The sequence below is a fragment of the Thiolinea disciformis DSM 14473 genome, from assembly GCF_000371925.1.
GTDB lineage: Bacteria > Pseudomonadota > Gammaproteobacteria > Thiotrichales > Thiotrichaceae > Thiolinea > Thiolinea disciformis.
Genome location: NZ_AQVE01000014.1, coordinates 44,373 through 66,037, shown reverse-complemented (window position 1 = coordinate 66,037; position 21,665 = coordinate 44,373). Strand labels below are relative to the sequence as shown.

Here is a 21,665-nt window from a genome sequence, read left to right as displayed (position 1 = left end):
GAACCCAATGAACCCAACCACGCGGTTTATTGGAAATCAATCTAAATTTTCCACAAAGGACTTGAGCTATGAGCAAAATTGCATTGGTAACTGGTGGCACAGGGGGTATTGGCACCGCTGTTTGTCAACGTTTAGCAGATAACGGCTTCACGATCATCAGTACTTATTTCGAGCCAGAGGAGCAAGCAAAAGCGTGGGCAGCGAAACAAAATTTCAAAGCCTCCATCTACCCTTGCAACGTTAGCGACTATGCCTCTTGCCAAGAATTGAAAGCTAAAGTTTTAGCGGATCATGGCCAAGTCGATGTAATCGTTAATAACGCAGGCATTACGCGTGACGCTCGCTTCCTGAAAATGACACCCGATATGTGGCGTGCAGTTATTTCCACGAATCTAGACAGCTTATTCAATGTTTGCCATCAATTCTTCGAAGGAATGACTGAGCGTGGTTTTGGTCGTATCATCAATATCTCCTCAGTTAATGGTCAAAAAGGCCAATCGGGTCAAGTCAACTATAGTTCTGCTAAAGCAGGCGTACATGGCTTTACTATGGCATTAGCGCAAGAAGGTGTTAGCAAAGGCGTTACCGTCAATACCGTTTCTCCGGGCTATATCGGCACTGAAATGGTCATGGCGATTCGTGAAGATATTCGCAATAAAATCATTGAGCAGATTCCGGTGAAGCGCTTAGGCAAGCCTGAAGAAATTGCAGCAACCGTAGCATTCTTAGCTTCTGACGATGCAGCCTTCATTACAGGCGCGAATATTTCTGCCAATGGCGGTCAATTCATGCACTAAGACGCTAGCCGCGTCGCAAGCGATATAGAGATTCTATATCGCTTGTTAGGCTAGCGAGTTGGCACTTTGTTTTTATTAATTATTTTCAACTTGTTGCACAGTGCTTTACTAACCATCAAAATAGCATCTACAGATTAAAACAATCAGTCATCCATGACCAGCACCCAGCACCGATGAAACCATTAGTGCCAATCATTGGTTATAAACCCTATTGGTAAGATACATGCTAACAACCCGTATCATTAAAAAATACCCTAACCGCCGCCTTTATGATACCCATCAAAGCTGTTACATCACTTTGAACGATGTACGTGACTTGGTTATGAATCAAACGCCATTTCAAGTGATTGATCGCCAAACGGGTGAAGACATTACCCGCAGCATTTTATTGCAAATCATTTTGGAACAAGAGTCGGCTGGAAAACCTTTATTTACTGCAGAATTGCTAGCCCAATTTATTCGCCATTATGGCCTGAGTACTCAACAGGGTTTTAGCACTTTCCTTGAACAAAGCTTGAATGTATTTGGTATGCATCAACAGGCTCTCACTGAACAAATGCAAAAAGCTTTAGCGGGGACACCGTTAGACAATTGGTTAAAGCTTGGTGAGCAAAATATGCAGGCTTGGAATAAAATGCAGCAGGAATTATTGAAAAATATGACTAGCAAAAAAGATCACGAGTAAAACCACAGCAGCAGATACAAAAATACCCGCTAAAGCGGGTAAGAAAAATGAGCAACCGGATACTAGAGGAGGAGGAGAGGAGTAAGCACCCGGCTGCTGGACAACTAAATCGATCTAAAACTTAAGACTTTTTAGAAGCTGCTGGTGCAGCAGAAGCAACCACTTTGTTCATCGCTTCATTTGCTTTTTCCATGTTCTCGTTGAAAGCTTGCTTGCTAACTTCAGCCAATTTCTGAGTACCTTCAGAAGCTGCTTTAGTCGCTTCTTCAACGATAGCTAATAATTCATTGCGCGCTGCGTTTAATACGTCAGCTGATTCACGCAAACTAGCTAACCATTGTTCGCCATAGCCTTTTAATGCTTCTTGTTGTAAAGACATAAATTCTTGAGGATTTTTAGCTTTCGTTAGAGCTTCAAAGTTTTTAGTACCTGCTTCAAAACAAGTATTCATTAACTTGGTTTGCTTTGCTGCTAATTCTTCGAAAGTTTTCAGGTTCAATTCGCCAACACGCTTGGCAGATTTAACTGATTTTTCATTCAGGTCTTTTAATGTATCAACTACAGCGTTAGTCATGATTTCAATCCTACTAAAAAATTAATATGAAGTTACTGGTTAGTGCATTCGTTCTTGTTCTTTGTTGCAGTGCACAATAATAAAATTCACACCGCCTGTCAACTAATTTTGTTGCTTTGCACAAAAATTTTTTGGTTTTTTTGCGGTACTTTTTCTTACCCGTCTTGGAAGTTATCACTCAGCTATAGGTTTCGCGAAAAACTTGCGGCATAATTTTTGCTGCGTGCTTGATTGTTCACAAACCACCATGAGCAAATACTATGACGATGACGCCTACATCCACTCCCTCGACACCGCCCCCTTTGGAAAATTTGAATGTATTACAAGATAAAGTACGTCGCCTTGGCGATTTACTAGGCTCTGTATTACGCGAATTAGAAGGTGAAGAACTGTATCAGGCTGTTGAAAAACTACGCCGTGGCTATATCTCCCTGCGCCAACAAGATGATCCAAACCTAAGGCAGGAATTAATGGACTTTATCTTAGCTTTAAGTGTAGATCAGCTAGAAAAAGTGATCCGTGCCTTCAATGCGTTTTATATTCTCACCAATATTGCCGAAGAAGATTTTCAGCACCGCGAAAGGCGTAATCGCTTTGCCCACGGCGATCCTTTGTTGTGGAAAGGCTCAGCACGGCGCGCTGTGGTTGAATTGCGTGACTCGGGCATTACCGCCGAGCAAATGCAATATTTGATGAATCAACTGCGTTATATTCCCGTCTTTACAGCACATCCTACGGAAGCGCGCCGCCGCACCTTGATGGATTTACACCGACATATTTTCTTGGCAATTGATGAATTGGAATCGCCCGGCTTAGGTGATGATGAACATGCCTCATTGCTGCGCCAGTTAAAAGGGCATATTCAAATGCTATGGCGCACGAATGAGGTGCGGATCCGCAAACCTACCGTGGAAGATGAAGTACGCTATGGGCTTTATTATTTCCAAGAAAGTTTGTTTGAAGCGATTCCCATGCTGTATCGCTATTTCGAACGTGCCGTGCGGTATGCTTATCCCCAAGACCGCATTAGTATACCGAGCTTTCTGCGTATTGGCTCATGGATTGGGGGTGATCGCGATGGCAATCCGTTTGTTACCGCCGCCATCACGCGCAAAGCCATTCGCTTAGGCATGGAGCAAGCGCTCACTGAATACCTAAAGCGCGTGGAAAATCTGCGCAATATGCTCTCGCATTCGCTGCAATTCATCCAGCCTAGCGCTGAATTTATGGCCTATTTGAATACCGAGAATGAGCGTCTTGGTAGCCACCTCTTCGCGAACAAAACCGTCACTTTCTCAGAAGAACCTTATCGGCGCTTATTAAGCTTAATGCGCCACAAATTACAGCAGACGCTCTCCACCGTTAAAACCCGTCTCAAAACAGATTATGCAGTTTTACCTTGGGATGCGTATAACAGTGCTAGCGTATTTTTGGAAGAGTTACGCTTAATTGATCGCTCGTTGCGTAGCCACCATGATGCTCCCATTGCGGGGCGCGATTTGAAAGATTTAATCCGTTTAGTGGAAACTTGCGGCTTTGGCTTGTATCAATTAGATATTCGCCAAGAATCCACCATTCATAGTGAAACCGTTGCAGAAGCACTCAAGATTACCGATTTATGTCCTGACTACTTGGAACTTTCTGAAGAACAACGCCTTGCATTATTAAGCGATTTACTCATGCGTAATCGCTTGCCCATGCCACACCGCCCCAAGCTAAGCGCGCGTTCTATTGAAGTGATGGAAGTATTCGACACCATTAGCGAAATGCGTGTGGAATCTGATACCGGTATTTTTGGCACTTATGTCATCTCTATGACTCATCATGCTAGCCACTTACTGGAAGTCTTATTCCTTGCCAAACTCGCCGGATTAGTAGGCTATAACGCGGATCACAGCCTGTATTGCTATGTGCGAGTATCACCTTTATTTGAAACGATTGATGACCTAAAACGCATTAGCGCAGTACTGGGTACTGTACTTAATAATGAAGCTTATCGTGCTTTATTAAAAGCTTCGGGTGATTTGCAAGAAGTTATGCTGGGCTATTCGGATTCCAGTAAAGATGGCGGCATTTTAGCTTCCAACTGGAATTTGTATAACGCACAAAAAGAAGTCATTGGCTTAACCAAGCAGCATGGCATTGTCTGCCGCTTATTTCATGGGCGTGGCGGTACAGTAGGCCGTGGAGGTGGTCCTACCCACGAAGCGATCATTGCCCAACCCCCACACACCGTTCAAGGTCAAATCAAAATTACCGAACAAGGTGAAGTCTTAGCTGCCAAATACAGCAATCTTGAAACAGCCGTTTATGAATTAGGCGTAGGTGCAACGGGCTTATTAAAGGCCAGCGTCGATTTAGTCAAGCCGCGCCCCGAATTTAGCGCTGCGTTCATGCAAGCCATGAGTGAATTAGCTGCAAGCGGTGAGCGTAGTTATCGCGCCTTAACCGATGACACACCGGGTTTAATGGACTATTTTTATGAGGCCACGCCCGTTCAAGAAATTAGCCAGCTCAATATTGGTTCGCGTCCCGCCCATCGTAAGCAAACGATTCGCAGTAAATACTCGATTCGTGCGATTCCTTGGGTATTTGGCTGGGCGCAATCGCGTCATACCCTGCCCGCTTGGTATGGCATAGGAACCGCCTTGAGTGAGTATCAAAACAAACACAGCGATGGTGCAGAACAACTCAAGGCCATGTATCGCGAATGGCCTTCGTTTCGTGCCTTAATCAGCAATACGCAGATGGCTTTGAATAAAGCCGATATGGATATTGCACGCGAATATTCGCACTTGGCACACGATGCCGACAATAGTCGTCACATCTACGACATGATTCGCACCGAATATTTATTGACGGTGAAGGAAATTTTGCACATTAGTGGTCATAAGGAATTAATGGAAGATACGCCTTTGCTGCAATACTCCCTTAAACGGCGCTATCCTTATCTTGACCCACTCAACCATATTCAAACGTCCTTATTGCGCCGTCATCGAAGCGCCTTAGCAGCAGGACAAGAATCGCCTTGGCTAGAGGCTTTGTTGCGTACTATCAATGCTATAGCGGCAGGCATGCGTAACACCGGCTAAGTTAAGCTATAAAAAAAGCCGCTCTAAGAGCGGCTTTTAATCGAAAACCCGATTGGGATACTAGCTTAAATTACGCGCTAAAGGAAGAACCACAGCCACAAGTTGTGGTGGCATTAGGATTACGAATTACAAACTGCGCCCCTTCCAAACCTTCGGTGTAGTCAATCTCAGCACCGACCATATACTGGAAGCTCATAGGATCAATCAATAACTTCACTCCGCCATTCTCAATCAAGGTATCGCCATCACCCTCTTCCTCATCGAAAGTGAAGCCATACTGGAAGCCTGAGCAACCGCCGCCAGTGACGAATACACGTAGCATGAGCGCTGGATTATTTTCTTCCTCAATCAGGCTTTTTACTTTCGCCGCTGCTGCATCCGTAAAAATTAATGGCGCTTCCATCGGTGCGGGTGTACTCGCACTGGGAGGCGTTAAGGTTTCAACCTGCATGAGAATCTCCTAAAAACTGTTTAATAGCCAAACACTATCACCCCCCTAACAGAGTATCAATATGACCTATTAGGCGTAGGTTGTTGCTTTTGCATCAAGATTCGTCAGTAGATGACTGATGTGGCAAAGACATCGGTGCTGGACGTGGTGCATCCGTTGGCTTTTGACGTACTAATTTCCCATTCACTTCAGCGCCGACCGCCATTTCCAATAAGTTGTAGTAGACATCACCACAGATACGCGCCTTCTCAAACAGCTCTACTTTACCATTGGCAAATACATCGCCATCAATAGCACCATTTAATAGCATACTAGAAACGCGTACTTCGCCCTGAATGCGACCTTGCTCACTTAATATCAAGGTTGAATCGTCATTATCAGCCGTCAGATTGCCTTTAATGACCCCTTCAACATTTAAGTTACCCGAAAAATGCAAATCGCCATCAATTGTGGTACCTCGACCAATGAGCGTATCAACCCGAGCACTTCTATTACTTTTAATAGGTTCGTTTTGCTGTTGATGACTGGGCGCGGGTGGGAGCGGTGCTGGTAGGGGAGCGGAAGTCGTAATAGCTGGACTACTTAAAGTATTATTCGTTGCCGTGTTCCCTTTAGAACTTTTCCCAAACATGTTTGCTCACTCCTTAACTTTGCGTGGATTTGTGAATTATTGGAATGTATCCCAGTTATGGGTTTGTGTCACGGGCTGAAGCTATACTTTCTCTAGCAAGCGTCACCACCTGCCCATAAACTTATGGTCAACTCAAGCGATACCTATGAAACCCTTAGCAAGCTGCCTAAAGTCCGCACCAAGCACAGCAACCTTTTTCACACTGTTCCTTTTAACGGTATTAGCCTAAAACTGCTGTATAATGGCGGCTTCACTCACGATAGACAAGCATCACATTATGAAACTGGATATCAAAGCCCTACTCACTGTTGCTTTAATTGCTGGTGTTGCTGCATTCTTTTGGTTTGCTCCCAGCCAAGGCTTACAAGCAGCCCCCAAACTACAGATGACAACGATTGATGGTCAGCCCCTCAATTCAGCCGATTTCAAAGGCAAACCTTATTTAATGGTTTTTTGGGCCACTGATTGCAGCGGCTGTGTTAAAGAAATTCCGCATTTGACGGAATTAAACAAAGAATTTAGTGCTGAAGGCTTTAAAATTGTTGGTGTTGCCGTGAAACACGATCAAGTTCCTTTGATTAAAGCCATGCGCGATCAGAAACAAATGAATTATCCTTTGGTACACGATGCCACTGGCGAAATTGCTCAGCAATTCGGCAAGGTCAATATCACACCAACCAATTTTTTAGTATCTGCTGATGGCAAAATCGTGTATCAGAAAATGGGCGAATTTAAACCTGATGAAATGCGTGGTCGGATTCGCGATTTATTGAAAGGTTAATCATGCTCTATCTGTGGATTAAAGCCTTACACATTATTTTTATGGTGACGTGGTTTGCCGGTTTATTTTATCTGCCACGGCTCTATGTCTACCACGCTATGCCGGAAAATAAGCCGAGCTTTGAGCTTTATAAAGTCATGGAAAGACGCTTATTTGTCATGATGACGATTGGAATGCTGTTAACCGCGCTATTTGGCATCATTATGATTGTATTAGGTCATGGCGTGCTTTTTAAGTCAGGCTGGTTTCATGCCAAACTGTTATTCGTAGCAGGCTTGTTGGGGTATCACTATGCCTGTTACCGTTTAATGCTCAGCTTCCGAAACGATGCGAATACGCGTACGCACAAATGGTATCGCTACTTTAATGAAGCGCCGAGCTTATTATTGATTGTGATCGTAATTTTGGCCGTGGTAAAACCATTTTAAGGTCGGTAGCCATGAAAATGAAAAGGACGCCTTTAGGCGTCCTGATGCAGTAGGGGTGCTAGCTCATCTAAAGCCCGACGATAAACGCGTCGCTTAAAGAACACAACCTCCTGAGCAGGGTGCCAATAATCCACCCATTCCCAATGATCGAACTCTGGCTTTTCAGAAGCTTTTAAATTTACATCTCCGTCCCGACACAGCATTTTCAGTAAAAACCAACGCTGTTTTTGTCCAATGCATAACGGCCGAGAGCGACGGCGTAGCATGTAATGGGGAATGCGATAACGCAACCAACCGCGTGTCTGTCCGATAATCGCAACGTGTTCGCGTTTTAAGCCCGTCTCCTCACGCAATTCTCGAAACATCGCTTCGATGGGGGTTTCGCCTCTATCGATGCCACCTTGAGGGAACTGCCAAGAATCCTGTCCCAGCCTTCTACCCCAAAACACTTTGCCGTCGCGATTACAGAGGATAATGCCCACATTGGCACGGAAGCCGTCCTCGTCAATCACGACTGTTCTCCAAACATCAATTTCCAATGATTTTTTCATATTCTAACTGTTTCAGCAATTTCAAGGATGTACAATCAGGATTTTTTCTGCCGAACTGCTAGGATTTATTTTATGACACTCGCTTTATTTGATCTTGACCATACTTTATTGCAAGGCGACAGCGACCATACGTGGGGACGTTTTTTAGTACGTAAAGGCTTAGTCGATCAGGAAACCTATGCCCAAACCAATAACGATTTCTACCAACAATATTCCAATGGCACCTTAGACATTCACGAATATGCTGCGTTTGCGCTCCATTTCATTAGCCAAACCGATCGCGCTACACTGGAGCAATTACACCGTGAGTATATGGCGAGTGAGATTCTGCCGATGATTAGCCAAAAGGCGCGTGATTTAGTGGAATGGCATCGCTCGCAAGGCCATACCTTAGTCATTATTACGGCCACTAATAGCTTTGTGACGACGCCAATTGCTAAAGAATTAAACATCCCTAATTTATTGGCCATTGATATACAAATGGATGGCGAGCGTTATACGCGCAAAATCGCTGGGGTACCTACTTTTCGTGAAGGCAAAGTCACCCGTTTAAACATGTGGCTAGCAGATCGCCACGAGACCTTAGCAGGCAGCTATTTCTATAGCGACTCGCACAACGACCTACCCCTTATGCTGCAGGTCGATCACCCTATCGCTGTTGATCCTGATCCTAAGCTCAAAGCTTATGCTGAGCAACAAGGCTGGCAAATCATTAGCTTGAAAGATTAGTGTTATTCCAACTTCTCTAAAACCGCGAATAAACCTGCTAATACTTGTTGCGAGCACTCGCTAAACGCATCAGCCTGTTCTTGAATAGGCTGTCGCCCGCGATATAACAGCGCATATTCTGCTTGTGTGCTTTCCCCAGCTTTATAGTCCGTACCTTCCCAGACTTTCTGCGCTGCCTTAAAACTCATACCTTCCTCAACGAAAGCCCATGATGATTTCGGGAAAAAAGCCAATGGCTCACGCAAACCACGCCAATAAGCTTGCACTAAAACCTCTAACTGTTGCAGGGCGTTTGGAACTTCACCAAGTTTATAAGTAGCCTTTTCGGTGAATACTCGGGTACAGCGCTGATAAGCTGCCTGTACATTAGGTGCTGCATTCAAGGCCAAATGCTGAAACCAAATCATAATCCACTGCCACACCCCCGTATAACCAAAGTGGCATACTTGCAAGCCCTCCGAACTTAGCCCTTGCACATTGGCAAATAAATTGAACTCGCCCCATGCAAAGTTTACTTCCAAGGAACGTAATGCGTTTTGGATCGGCATTTTTTGATAAATCGCGGCAACTTTTTGATAATGCTCTTCGAAAATCAACTCACCTTTTTTACCATGCGGCAAAATCCCTTGGGCGCGGATAGAGCTTAGCAATTGTTCCGCATCGCCCCCGCGTTGCAAATGCTTTAAGGTTTGCTCACCCAGTGTACTATCCATGAAGGCCTCTAGGCTGAAAGGCTCACGCTGCGCTAACTCATCCTCGGTTTCACGCACCGCCACATCCAATTGACGCAAAAAACGTCGGGCTGGATGACGATAAAAACTAATCAGCTCACTTAAAGAAAGGTGTTTTAACTGCGCCTCAGGCTCAGCCAATAATTCGCCATTCCAGAACGGCTGTACTTGCTTACCGTATTCAGTATTCGTGTGCAATTGCACATAATCGTTGGCATAGCTGAACAACTCGCCACCTTGAAAATAACGCTGGCTAAACGCTTGCAAAGGATGCTGGGTGATTAAAGCCGCGTGTGGTAAACCGAAGCGTTTTTCCAGATAATCTAATAGCTCCTCCACCAACACCGACGGCATACTCGGACTATTATCTTGCACACTTTGGCCGATATAGCTGATATAAAAACGTTGACGCGCCGCCAGTAAGCTTTCGAGGAATAAATAGCGATCCTCATCACGCCGCGAACGATCGCCTTTGCGTTGGCTATCGTAGGCTAATTTATCAAAGCTCAGGCGATTCTCTTGGCGCGGAAATCCGCTATCTTGCATCCCCAATAAAGCCACTATTTGAAAGGGAACACTACGCATCGGCATCAGCGTGCAGAAAGTTATACCGTTGCCTAAAAAGCCTTCATTTTGATGCGTGGTTTCTAATAAACGACGTAAGGCGTCACGAAACACGATCCAGGCGATTCTATTGTGAAATTCGGCTTGTTTCGCCTCCGTGAGTAAAGTGTCCAAAGCCTGATAGATTAAATAGCTCTCAGCGTTATCGGGAAATAGTTGCTCCAAAATTACCACAAACGCATCACGCCACTCAGTTAAGGTTTTGCGCTGTGTAGACCATTCCGCCATGTCAAATAACACACGCACATAGTGCTGGAAGCGCTCCAGAATTTGCGCTTGTGTCCCCTCGATCTCGTTATAGGGCAAAATACCACCCAATAATTGCTCACCAGGCATGGCATAACCGAGTAATAAACGATCTAATCCATACATCCAAGTATGTTCAAACGTCGTCTGCTCAGCGAATTGACGGCGGAAATTTGCATCCACGCCCCAACGAATATTCACGGCACGCACCCAATCACGGCATTGTTGCACCTGTACCTCATCCAAATCGAAACGCTCACGAATCTCGGGATATTCGAGCAAGGTAAACACGGTTTCTGCTTCAAAACGTTGCTGCGGTAGATCCATTAATTGCAGGCAGGCATTGCTTAAACTTAAGGCCGTGGTAAAACGCTGATCGGCAATACTGAAGGGCAAATACACCTTAGCAGCACCAAAAATTGCCTCAATAAAAGGCGCATACGCTTCAATATCAGGCATCATCACCACAATATCAGCGGGTGTTAGGGTCTTTTCAGCTTCTAGCGCTGCCAAGATTTGATCGTAGAGCACTTCGACTTCGCGCATGGGTGAATGGCAGGAATGAAGCGCCAACGAGCCATCCGCCGACCAAGCTTTTCCCTGAGGCGTGGTTAAGACTTCTGCGTTATCAGCATCGCCTTGCAAATACAAAATATCAGTTTGTAGTGCATGGAGTATGCTGTCTGTATCAGGTGCAATAAAATACTCGGACTCCAGCGGATAAGGCTCGTTATTGCGCAAAATCTCAATAAAATCGCGACCTTGCCTGCCCCATGAGGCTAATAAAGGATTGCCAACAGTAATGTAATCTTGCTCTTCAGGCTTGGCGCGAATTTTTCGCTTATCCGTTTCAATATCGCCCCAATACAGTTCCGAGGGATTCATAATGAAGAAATACACGTCAACTCGATTAGCCACCTGCCCCATCATTTCTAAATACATCGGTGACAGGGCTGGAATGGAGAAAAAACTAATCCGTTCCGGAATCTGATCTAAAGGTGCAGTCGGCCACTCACGAATAAAGCGATTTTGTAATCGAATCCAATGATATAACTTTTTTTCGCCAATCAGATCATGCCATAGTTGCTCTTGCCAACCGCTTTGTGGCTCACTTTCCCAAGCCTTGACCCAATCCGGACGAAAAAATAAATAACTATCAAAAACCCGTGCAATCTGCTGCGCCAGTTGCCATGCACTAGCATCTTGACCCGCTTTGAGATAGTGACCCAAGCTGTGGCGGTATTTTAACGCATGTTGCTGAAACTCACTCAGTAAACGCCAGCGCAATAAACGCGGCGAACCAGGATCGCGCTCCGGCACATCTTGCAACACTTTAGTGAGCAATTCCCACGTCAGTTCGGCCGGAAAACGGTACTTCATATTGGCTGCAATGCCATTGTGTTGCGCCAATTGCAAGGATAACCAACGCCCCATCCCTGCGTTTTGCACAATCACATATTCAGAAGCAAACGGATCACTCAAAAGCTGTGAGTTTACCAAGCTCGCAAACTGCTCAGCCAACGCTTCAAGGCGGTTACTATGAATCAAATGCAGCATCGATTGTTTCGGCTCAAGAAAAGTCCATTTTACCGCAAAAAAAGGGCAAAAGTTGGACAAGGCGTACTACTCATATTAAGGTTTAGGCATTATAACGCTTCAAGGAGGATAGAATGGCTAGTTTAACCCGCGACGCTTTTGTGCAGGAAATGGCAAATAAACGCATTGCCTTAGCCGATGCCAAGCGTGATGCACGCCTCAATGCCATTAACTTCAACGCTTTAGATACGAGTGGCAATGGCTATATCAGTGGGGCGCAGGAAATGGCTGCGTTGTTCACGGCCATCGACAAATTCGACAATAATGGCGTGGCACAGTCGATTGAGACGGGTACTACTGGTCAGCCTACGCGTGCGGGACTTTTAGTGAATGTATTACGCGCCATCGCCCTGCCCTTACCCACTATGCCCGAACCTACCCCACCACCGACGGGTGCTTTACGTGATCCAGCGTTGGCAAAAGCCTTTCCGAATGGTTTACGTACTGAACTAGCACGCGGCGCTAGTGGTACAGGTGTGGTCGCCTTACAATACACCTTGGGGCGCTTAGGCTTTTTAAATAGTTTATGTGACGGTGCCTTTGGCGGCGGTACAGAACAAGCCGTAAAAAACTACCAAGCCTCACGCTCCGTTCCGGTTACAGGCCGCGTCAATGCAGGCTTATTGGGTTTAATGGATCAGCAAGTCGTCAAACTCGACTTACGTACCACGGCGGCACGTGCGGCTGATCCGCTCGCTTATTTATCCAATTTTCGCCAACTCGATTTGCCAGTCATCACGATTCGTAGTACGGCGGAAGTTTTTTCGTGGTCTAGCCCTGAAATTCGTAATGCCTTTGGGCAATTTGTGGGCTGGTATTGGGAGGTGATGAAGCGCAATCGTGTGGAAGGCGACTGCAAAAATATTGCGCTGTTTTTAATGGATCAATTCCGCAAACAAATTAAAGAAGATCGTTTTATCAATCTTCCCCATCCAGTGTTGCGTGGTGCGCCTGAAAAACGTTGGATTGTCGCGACTGCCGACAAAACCCAAGGTTTATTTAGCCGCGCCGATCGTCTTAAGCAACAAAGCGGTGTGGATATGGCACGTTCGGGCTATCAGGCGATACGCAATGTTCAAGCCCTCGATGCCCAACATACGATGTTGTACGGTGTAAATGTGCATTACCCTGAGCTCAGTGCGAATCAAGTGGCAAGATCGTGCACGCGCTTATTTGATTGGGATCCTAGCCGCGATAATCGTGGTGACACCAGCAAGCCCGAAGTGCCTGTTAATCAACTCACAGCGGGTAATATTATTTTCATCGATCATACTGGCGATGGCTCTTTTGACCATACGGTAACCGTGATTAGTGTGGAAAAAGATGCCAACCAACGCACGCGCAAGTTAGTGTTGGCCGTAGGCTCTTATGATGATGTGCGCGATAACTCATCCGCTACCAGTGTGGAGGGCGTGGGTCTAGCCATAGTGAATACTTATTCGGAAGAGGTGACCGTGGAACTAGATACCAATGGGCGCATTACTAGCTCGACAGTCACTTACGCCTCAGAACCCAGTTATATCGTTGATACCCGTTATAGTGCACGCACGACACTGATGGAACAGAAAGCGGGTGGGAAAGTGATTGTGGCGCGTTGGGGGTAAGGATCTTAGTTTTATAAGCGCAGAGGCAGGCACAGTAAACTCTGTGCTTGCGATTAAAGGAATTCAGTAGAGTTCATATCTTTTTTACCCTTCCGCCCCTCTAAATTAAGGGAAGAAGTGCCTATTATTCTTGAGTAGGATCTCAAACTACGTAAGCAATCGCGACAACGATAACGAGATTCTCCGCTACGAGCGTGCCTATATTTGTACACTATTATGACAACCGCTCAACGCTTCTGGCGCATCACCCTCCACTACAAAACTTACAATATTTCGATTCTCTTTACTAAACTCCACACCAATTAAATGAATCGGCTGTCCCAAGCCCTTATATTTTTCAGCATAACCTTTATCTTTGATCTGCTGTAAAGCCTCACCCTCAGGTACTAACTCTACCACTTTAAATTCAAATAAATAGACCTGCTGATTAAAGCGTAAGGTCATATCTATACGCCCCAGATTAGTACTATCTTCCACGATGACATCTAAACCTAATGAGGCAAAGTAGGAATAAAATACACTGGCATAATAGCCTTCATAATTTTTAATATCATTATTGGAGTACCAGTGATAAGGAATACTAGCGAAAAAGCTATGAAATAACTGTCTTAAGCCTGTAAAGTCATTTTGCAACAATAGCTCATATAGGCGTAACGTATTCTGACTTTGCTCAGGTGTATCGACTAATGCCGCCAATAAGCTTTCATTCAGGCTTTGATACACTTCTCTATTAGGATAACCTAAGGTATAAAAAGTCTGCCCGCCCGCACGCTGACTATTTTTGATGGTTAAATAGCCTGTTTGAAATAATAATGCTTCGGTAGCAATTTTCTCAATTTCAAAACTTGAAATCACGCTACTACTGGTAATCATGCGATCTAAGCGTAGGGTCGGTACTTTACGCGAAAAGAGCAAATCAACTAAGAATGTGGGTGTCCCCGTCTCAAACCAGTAATTATCAAACTCTCGACGTTTAAATAACTGAAGAATATCAAACGGATTATAAACGCCCTCACCTAACCAATGATAACCATTATACCACTCTCTAATTTTATCTCGATCTAATCCTTCCAACTCTATTGCAAACAAGGTATCTAAATCATTATCAGTATAACCACAAATAGTTGAGTACTTAGGGTCTAAAGTAATGTCATATAAATTATTCAAGCCTGAAAATAAGCTCACCTTAGAAAACTTACTGACGCCTGTTAAAAAACTAAATTTAATATGCGCGTCATAGTCCTTAATAGTGGCGTAAAATCCTCTTAAGAAATCACGATTATTGCGGGCAATCTCAGGTTTTAATAAAGCATCCAGAATCGGTTTGTCGTATTCATCAATCAACACCACGACGGGTAAGGAAGTCTTTTCGTGTAAGTGGACAATCAAATCCGCAAAACGACCCGCAGCATCAGGCAAAGGCTTTTCTATCTGCCAAACTTTTTCAAAATAGGTAAGTTGCCGATGTAAAGCATCTTGTATGCTTTGAGGATGATTAAAATTAGTACTACCAAAACTAAACCGCACTACAGGATATTTTACCGACCAGTTCCATTGACTTTCGGCGGCTAACCCTTTGAATAAGGCTTCATTGCCCTCAAACAATTCTTTTAAGGTATCTAAAAACAAGCTTTTACCAAAACGACGCGGACGCGAGAGAAAGTAGTATTTACCACCCTTGACTAAATCCAGAGCGATGGGAGTTTTATCCACATAGTAATATCCCTCCTCACGAATTTCACGCAAGGTTTGAATACCGATGGGGAGCTTTTTGCGTTTTGCTGTTTGGGTCATAGTAGAGGCAAGGTAGTATTGGCTAATAACCCCAGTCTAGCATAATTTGTCAGTCGAATGGGTTACTACCAAACCCCAGCATGGAAATGCTAGGATGAATCCTTACACTCACCCCACCGAACTCAAACTCTGGTCACACCTTACCGTCGCGTTTCAGTTCTTCATACCACAAAGGATTGTGGTGCTGAATAAACGCTATCTCGGCATAACCACTTTTCATGGTCTCTAGGGATTCGCGTTCTTCCACCACGGCAAAGTAAATATGTGCGACTAAGCCAATCAAGACTAGAACAACGGCTGCTTGATGCGCAACCAATGCCCAACGGAATAGTTCGCCATATAAAGGATTGCTAGCAAAACTCAGTAGCTTCGGCCCCCAGAATAAATACATACCACTCATGGCAATTAATAGCGAGCAGCCGATAATCATGGTGCCTAATAGACGTTGTGCGCCGTTATAACGCCCTTGGGGTGGCACAGGGGTATTTTTCATTAAGCCAAATAAATGCGCTAAGGTCACTGTCATTGACCACATATCACGCAAAGCTGCCATCGGGGTGAGTACTAGCACATTTTTTAAAAAGGGTAAGACTACGCGTCGCGCATTTAGCAGTGCATAGATAGCAATAACAGCCGCCCAGACCATACCGCCAATACCATGCAGGAGCGCGAGATTGGCATTACCACCCACGAGGTTTTGCATGAAGGATGACCATGCCGTCGGTACTAAACGCACAAAATCGCCCGAAATAATCCCAAAGCCACTTATCACTAATACTAACCAGAAAAAGGCATTGAACCAGTGAATCGCAATCACATCTTTAGTACGAATTTTGATTTTAGTACTCGCGCCTTGTTTAGTGTTGCTCATGATTACCCTCCTGTATGCCCACTTGTTTACGCCTATCCACTAACTTTTTCACGCCTGCCAGAGCAAACACCGCAACCATGCCACCCAAACCGAGTTTGGCGACAGGATTCAGCACCTTCTCAATCACTGTTCCTGCTAAATAGTGTTCATTGCGTTTGGGCATAACCTCTTGAGGAATGGCTTTACCATCCGTGAAGTAATAATGATTCGGGCCAATATTGACTTCATCTGTGACTAAACGCTGCCACTCTTTCTCTTTCAACAATTGGGACACGACTGAATTCGGATCATTAGCATCACCAAAAATCAACGCATGTCCCACACAAGTTTGCACACAAGCAGGCTCTAAACCTTTATCAATGCGTGGCTGGCAAAAGGTACATTTGCTAATGGTATTAGTCACCGGATTCAGCCAACGCGCCTCATAAGGACAAGCAGGCACACACAACTCACAGCCTGAACAGGTTTCGTGATCGACCAAGACAATCCCATCTTCACGTTTCCATGAAGCACCCGAAGGGCAAGCCTCCACACAAGGTGGATCATCACAATGCTGACAGCGACCTGGGAATAATTGCACCTCAGGTAAACCTTTAGCATTTACGTACTCCACCTCTTTCACCCAATCGCGGGTAAAGCCCATTGGCGTATCCCATTCCGCACGACAAGCCACTTCACAAGCTTTACAGTTAATGCAGCGCGTGGTATCAGCGAGCATGACATATTTTGCAACCATCATTTTCCTCCTTATGCCTTGCTCACAGTAACAATCGAAGTACCCATTGAAATCGTACCAATGTATTGTTCTATCGTATCTGATGCTAATAATGAGTCAGACAAACCCTTATCTTTGGCTAGGTTCATACGCTCATCCCAATGCCCAAAACCATGCACCGTAAATACCGTATCAGGGCGAATACGGGGCGTGACTTTCGCTTTGATTTTGCCGCCGCGACCTTTTTGATCTTTCACCTCCACCCAATCCTCATGGGCAATGCCTAAGGCTTTGGCAGCTTCAGGATGAATCCACAGTACATTTTCGGAGAGAAAATCATGTAACCAGAGGTTGTCTTGTGTGCGGGCATGTGTATGAAAACCAATGCGCCCAAAGGTGAAATGAAACTGGTTTTGTTGAGTAGGTCGTGCTTGTTCTTGCCAATCTAAGGCATGGTCAGCACCTAAATTTTTTAAGGTGCTAGGGATTAATTCAATTTTGCCACTTGGTGTGGGGAACTCTGATTTCAGACCAAATTCGCGTGGGAAATTAGCCTTATCATCAGCGGACTTTTTGATAATGCCCTTCTCTTTCAATTCAGCGAGGGAGTAGCCCGCTTTTTTCAAGCGATCATCCAATAGGGCTTCAATAGTGTCGTGAGGAAAATAAGCCTCCAAACCTAAGCGCTTGGATAATTCCTTACAAATCTCCCATGAGCCTTTGGTATTGTGTAGAGGTTTCATAGCTGCCTCACGCAAGGCAACAAAGCCTTCTCGTGCCCCACCGATTTGTAAATCATCATAACGCTCTAAGTAGGAGGCTTCTGGCAGTAAAATATCCGCATAGCTATTCATTTCATTCGGAATCACATCCGCTGCCACATAGAAATCCATATTCATCAACGCTTGACGAATCGTGTCGTAATTGGTGCTATTGTGGAAACCATTTCCGCCTGCGGTGAGCAACGCTTTCAAGGGATAAGGTTGCTGATTAGCCATAGCCAACCACATTTGATTGGTTAAACCATATTGTGCATTCGCTAAAGGCCAACGTCCCATCACACCTGCACCATCGGCGCGTTGTACTTTGCCTTCTGCATCTAAAGCGAATGAAGTTGTAGAAAAGTCAAAATCACCGTGTTGTTCTGCACGATTCACATGCGCATGTGGAAAAGGCGGCAGATCAATCTCAGGAATAGTGATAGTTTGGGGTTTAAAAATCCCGCCTTTACGATCCCACACACCAAACAAGGCATTTAAGATCGCCATACTCATTGACGTTCCTAAATCATTAGTCGAGCGCGTCAGACGCCGTGGGCTATAAACCATCACACTGGGGGCTGCTTTAGCCATTTCGCGGGCAATACGGGTCACCGCCTCCGCCGGAATGCTCGTGATTGACTCCTGCCATGCGGGGGTATATTTCTCCACACGAGCCGCTAATTCGTCTAAACCGCTAACATACTCGGCGACAAAGGCTTGGTCATATAAGCGTTCTTTAATCACCACATGAATCATTGCTAATAAAAAGGCATGATCCGTCAAAGGGCGAATTGCTAACCATTCATGTGCTTTGGAGGCGGTAATGGTATAGCGCGGATCGACATAAACGACTTTTGCACCATTCGCTACACCGTCAATCCAGCCTAAGGTTTCACCATTATGTAAGGATTCGGTGACATTACGCCCCATCATTAGGAAATACTTGCAGTTCTCAAGATCGATGGTTTCATTGCCGGATAATTCGCGTCCGGTTACCAACATCGAACCCACCCCACGCGGACCACAACACAAACCAAAGACAGGGCTAGTAGTATTGGGTGTGCCAAACGCATGAGCCAAACGATGATACGGCTTCTCCCAAGTACCATGCCCAATCATCACTAATGCTTGTGAGCCGTACTTGTCTTTAACCTTAGTCAACTCCTGCGCTACTTTGTCTAAGGCTTCATCCCAGGGCATAGGTCGCCATTTATTTTCACCCCGCGCCCCTACCCGCTCCAGCGGTTGCTTGAGCCGATTTTCTGCAAAAGCAACTTGAATACCTGCATTACCCTTACCACACACCACGCCACGATTTAAGGGATGCTCAGGATTGCCATCGATTTTAAAGGCTTTACCATCGCGGGAACGCACCTTTAGACCACAACGCCAATAGCACATATCACAAAATCCCCAATGCTCCTCATAGTCCTTGAGGGTTTCGGTCGAATGGGGAACATGGGTTAAACGCGCTTGAGCGTCAGGGATAAACGCAACGGTAGATAAAGCCGCCGAACCGGCTAGGCTTTTTAGAAACGCTCGACGCGAGTTGCGCGTCGAATCTTTAGATTGCAAAGGCATTCCTCCCTCCTCACAAAATAAACCAAAGATACATTTGTGTTTAGTTTGTAATTTTCTGCCGCAATGCACCTTGCGCAATCGCATTTGCTAACCAATATTTATTGATATAGGTCAGGTAACGTTCAATTAGTATTGAGAAAAAATAATATTTAACAATGACTTTGCAAAAAATCAAATAAAGCACTGGCGAAAAAACACAACGACATTAGCCAAGTTTTAACGCACCGCCTCTTTAGCTATTCGCTTGAGAAGGCTAGTATAGGTTATTCCCTTCACTACCAATAAACGCCCATGCCTTATCAATTTGACACGCTCTCGCTCCACGCCGGACAAATGCCTGATGAGCCATTTGGAGCGCGCGCCCAACCGATTTATCTGACCTCGTCTTTTGTGCTTAAAAACGCGGATCATGCCGCCGCTTTGTTCAATATGGAACAAGGTGGGCATGTGTATTCACGCATCTCGAATCCGACTAATGCGGTATTGGAAGAACGAGTAGCGGCACTCGAAAATGCCATCGGCGCGATTACGACGGCCTCAGGGCAAGCCGCTTTGCATCTCGCTATTGTGACCTTGATGGGTGCAGGCAGTCATATTGTCGCGAGTCGTGCTTTATATGGTGGATCGCATAACTTATTGGAATACACCTTGCCACGTTTTGGTATTGAAACGAGCTTTGTCGATACCGGCAATCTGGATGCTTGGCGAGCGGCGATTCGTCCCAATACCCGCTTATTATTTGGAGAAACCTTAGGCAATCCCAGTTTATCGGTGTTGAATATTCCCAAAGTCGCTGAGCTGGCACATGAGCATGGTTTACCCCTCTTGGTCGATTCTACTTTAACCACACCCTATCTCATCAAACCGGCGGAATGGGGGGCAGATTTAATCTATCACTCGGCCACCAAGTTTATGTGTGGGCATGGCACGGTCATTGGTGGTGTGTTAGTCGATGCCGGAACATTTGATTGGACTAAACAAGCTGATAAATTCCCAACCCTCACTCAAGCTTATTCAGGCTTCCACGATATGGTCTTCAGCGAAGAATCGCCGATTGCTGCATTTTTATTGCGGGCACGACGTGAAGGTTTACGTGATTTTGGAGCAAGTCTCAGTCCACTATCTGCTTTCCACATTCTACAAGGTTTAGAGACCCTATCATTGCGTATGACTCGGCATATTGAGAATACGCGTCATGTGGTGGCTCATCTAGAAACGCAATTGGGCAAAACGCTTGAATCGGTGGTCTATCCTGAATTAGAAAGCCATCCTGATCACGCATTAGCGCAGCAATTATTACCAAAAGGTGCAGGTTCGGTATTCACCTTTACGCTCAAAGGCGGGCGTATGGCTGGTCAAAAGTTTATCGAGGCACTGAATTTATTTTCACATTTAGCGAATGTAGGCGATGCAAAGTCTTTAGTGATTCACCCCGCGTCCACCACGCATTTCCGCATGTCGGATGAAGCATTGGTCGCGGCAGGAATTCATCCCGCCACTATCCGCCTTTCTATTGGCCTAGAAGACCCAAGTGATTTGATTGAAGATCTCAACCGTGGCTTATATGCTGCTGCTAAGGTGAGCGCATGAAACTACTCATCCAAGAGCATGAAGCCTTTATTTATACAGGCGGTAAAACCTTCAAAACCAGTGCCGACAAACCCACCTTAGTTTTTATTCACGGCGCCCAACAAGATCACTCTTGCTGGGGCTTACAAAGTCGCTATTTCGCGCATCATGGCTATCCAGTCTTAGCACCTGATTTACCTGCACATGGCAGTAGTCAGGGCGAACCTCTGACTTCGATTGAAGCGCTAAGTGCATGGATTCAAGCTATGTTAACAGCTTTAAACGTGGACAAAGCCATTTTAATTGGCCATAGCATGGGTTCATTAATTGCACTTGAAACAGCACTGCAAACCCCCGTAGCCATTGAAAAAGTCGTTTTAATAGGCACGTCTTTGCCGATGCCTGTGTCGCCTGCTCTGCTAGAGGCAGCAGCGAATAATGAAGCGCAAGCAGCGGCGTTAATCAATCAATGGTCTTATTCAGCACGCGCCCAATTGGGTGGTAGCGCTATCCCTGGCTTGTGGTTATTAGGCATGAATCAACAATTGATGGCACGTCAGCGCCAAGGTGTGTTCGCTGCTGACCTAAATGCCTGCAATAACTACCAGCGCGAGTTGGATAGTTTAAAAGCGCTGGATAAACCTGTTCTGATGTTGGCAGGCAGCTTAGACAAAATGACCTCGCCTAAAGTGTTACACAATATTCAACAATCACTACCCAAAGCACGCCTACAAATATTAGCAGGAGCAGGACATGCTTTAATGGCAGAACAACCCGATCAAGTATTATTCGCCTTAAAACATTTCGTCGCTTAATTAATATTGATTACCATGGCGGTCGGTATTAATCCTCTG

General features: G+C 45.3%; 18 protein-coding genes. 9 read left to right on the top strand and 9 right to left on the bottom strand.

The features are described 5' to 3' along the window. Nucleotides 1-68: 68 nt before the first annotated feature. On the top strand, nucleotides 69-797 hold the full coding sequence (gene phbB, locus A3IE_RS0111765; RefSeq protein ID WP_020395826.1) for an acetoacetyl-CoA reductase: 729 nt from the start codon (nucleotides 69-71) through the stop codon (nucleotides 795-797). A gap of 223 nt (nucleotides 798-1,020) precedes the next feature. Next, nucleotides 1,021-1,482: a polyhydroxyalkanoate synthesis repressor PhaR gene (phaR, locus tag A3IE_RS0111760; RefSeq protein ID WP_020395825.1), complete on the top strand. Its 462-nt coding sequence runs from the start codon at nucleotides 1,021-1,023 to the stop codon at nucleotides 1,480-1,482. A 121-nt stretch (nucleotides 1,483-1,603) separates the two neighbouring features. Here phaR and A3IE_RS0111755 read toward each other — a convergent pair whose 3' ends face one another. Then, the gene (locus A3IE_RS0111755; protein WP_020395824.1) at nucleotides 1,604-2,056 is read right to left on the bottom strand and encodes a phasin family protein; all 453 of its coding nucleotides are present in this window, start codon (nucleotides 2,054-2,056) and stop codon (nucleotides 1,604-1,606) included. A 260-nt stretch (nucleotides 2,057-2,316) separates the two neighbouring features. Between A3IE_RS0111755 and ppc the strand changes: the two genes are divergently transcribed. Further along, nucleotides 2,317-5,148, top strand: coding sequence for a phosphoenolpyruvate carboxylase (gene ppc, locus A3IE_RS0111750; protein WP_020395823.1), 2,832 nt, complete (start codon nucleotides 2,317-2,319; stop codon nucleotides 5,146-5,148). Between the two features lie 70 nt (nucleotides 5,149-5,218). Here the strand turns inward: ppc and erpA are convergent, their stop codons facing one another. Both erpA and A3IE_RS0111740 read right to left on the bottom strand, forming a co-directional pair. Continuing rightward, a complete protein-coding gene (gene erpA, locus A3IE_RS0111745; RefSeq protein WP_020395822.1) occupies nucleotides 5,219-5,599 on the bottom strand; it encodes an iron-sulfur cluster insertion protein ErpA in 381 nt (126 codons plus the stop codon). 94 nt (nucleotides 5,600-5,693) lie between these two features. Next, nucleotides 5,694-6,230 carry a bactofilin family protein gene (locus A3IE_RS0111740; RefSeq protein ID WP_020395821.1) on the bottom strand — a complete coding sequence of 179 codons (537 nt, stop codon included), beginning with the start codon at nucleotides 6,228-6,230 and terminating at the stop codon, nucleotides 5,694-5,696. Between the two features lie 277 nt (nucleotides 6,231-6,507). On the opposite strand from A3IE_RS0111740, the gene A3IE_RS0111735 reads away from it, so the two are divergent. Next, entirely contained in the window at nucleotides 6,508-7,011 is a 504-nt protein-coding gene (locus tag A3IE_RS0111735; protein WP_020395820.1) for a TlpA family protein disulfide reductase, read from the top strand. 2 nt (nucleotides 7,012-7,013) lie between these two features. Then, a complete protein-coding gene (gene hemJ, locus A3IE_RS0111730) occupies nucleotides 7,014-7,439 on the top strand; it encodes a protoporphyrinogen oxidase HemJ (protein WP_020395819.1) in 426 nt (141 codons plus the stop codon). A gap of 32 nt (nucleotides 7,440-7,471) precedes the next feature. On the opposite strand, the gene A3IE_RS20535 is transcribed toward hemJ, so the two are convergent. Further along, nucleotides 7,472-7,951 carry an RNA pyrophosphohydrolase gene (locus A3IE_RS20535; protein WP_033407029.1) on the bottom strand — a complete coding sequence of 160 codons (480 nt, stop codon included), beginning with the start codon at nucleotides 7,949-7,951 and terminating at the stop codon, nucleotides 7,472-7,474. A gap of 111 nt (nucleotides 7,952-8,062) precedes the next feature. Here A3IE_RS20535 and A3IE_RS0111720 point away from each other — a divergent pair, with 111 nt between their 5' ends. Further along, on the top strand, nucleotides 8,063-8,719 hold the full coding sequence (locus A3IE_RS0111720; protein ID WP_020395817.1) for a histidinol-phosphatase: 657 nt from the start codon (nucleotides 8,063-8,065) through the stop codon (nucleotides 8,717-8,719). Nucleotides 8,720-8,721: 2 nt separating this feature from the next. Here A3IE_RS0111720 and recC read toward each other — a convergent pair whose 3' ends face one another. Beyond that, complete coding sequence (gene recC / locus A3IE_RS0111715; protein WP_157832869.1) at nucleotides 8,722-11,937, bottom strand: exodeoxyribonuclease V subunit gamma; 3,216 nt, start codon at nucleotides 11,935-11,937, stop codon at nucleotides 8,722-8,724. Between the two features lie 53 nt (nucleotides 11,938-11,990). On the opposite strand from recC, the gene A3IE_RS0111710 reads away from it, so the two are divergent. Further along, nucleotides 11,991-13,520, top strand: a complete 1,530-nt coding sequence (locus A3IE_RS0111710) for a peptidoglycan-binding domain-containing protein (protein WP_020395815.1) — start codon at nucleotides 11,991-11,993, stop codon at nucleotides 13,518-13,520. A gap of 198 nt (nucleotides 13,521-13,718) precedes the next feature. Here A3IE_RS0111710 and A3IE_RS20530 read toward each other — a convergent pair whose 3' ends face one another. The 4 genes from A3IE_RS20530 to A3IE_RS0111690 all read right to left on the bottom strand — a co-directional run bounded on the left by A3IE_RS20530 (nucleotide 13,719) and on the right by A3IE_RS0111690 (nucleotide 19,242). Then, nucleotides 13,719-15,314, bottom strand: coding sequence for an ATP-binding protein (locus A3IE_RS20530; RefSeq protein ID WP_020395814.1), 1,596 nt, complete (start codon nucleotides 15,312-15,314; stop codon nucleotides 13,719-13,721). A 133-nt stretch (nucleotides 15,315-15,447) separates the two neighbouring features. Next, nucleotides 15,448-16,185 carry a cytochrome b/b6 domain-containing protein gene (locus A3IE_RS0111700; protein WP_020395813.1) on the bottom strand — a complete coding sequence of 246 codons (738 nt, stop codon included), beginning with the start codon at nucleotides 16,183-16,185 and terminating at the stop codon, nucleotides 15,448-15,450. After that, the gene (locus A3IE_RS0111695; RefSeq protein WP_026154907.1) at nucleotides 16,172-16,924 is read right to left on the bottom strand and encodes a 4Fe-4S dicluster domain-containing protein; all 753 of its coding nucleotides are present in this window, start codon (nucleotides 16,922-16,924) and stop codon (nucleotides 16,172-16,174) included. The genes A3IE_RS0111700 and A3IE_RS0111695 overlap by 14 nt, the downstream gene beginning before the upstream one ends. Nucleotides 16,925-16,932: 8 nt before the next feature. After that, complete coding sequence (locus tag A3IE_RS0111690) at nucleotides 16,933-19,242, bottom strand: molybdopterin-containing oxidoreductase family protein (RefSeq protein WP_020395811.1); 2,310 nt, start codon at nucleotides 19,240-19,242, stop codon at nucleotides 16,933-16,935. Between the two features lie 291 nt (nucleotides 19,243-19,533). Here A3IE_RS0111690 and A3IE_RS0111685 point away from each other — a divergent pair, with 291 nt between their 5' ends. After that, on the top strand, nucleotides 19,534-20,832 hold the full coding sequence (locus tag A3IE_RS0111685) for an O-acetylhomoserine aminocarboxypropyltransferase (protein ID WP_020395810.1): 1,299 nt from the start codon (nucleotides 19,534-19,536) through the stop codon (nucleotides 20,830-20,832). After that, a complete protein-coding gene (locus A3IE_RS0111680; protein WP_020395809.1) occupies nucleotides 20,829-21,626 on the top strand; it encodes an alpha/beta fold hydrolase in 798 nt (265 codons plus the stop codon). Before A3IE_RS0111685 ends, A3IE_RS0111680 begins: the two co-directional genes overlap by 4 nt. Nucleotides 21,627-21,665 lie beyond the last annotated feature (39 nt).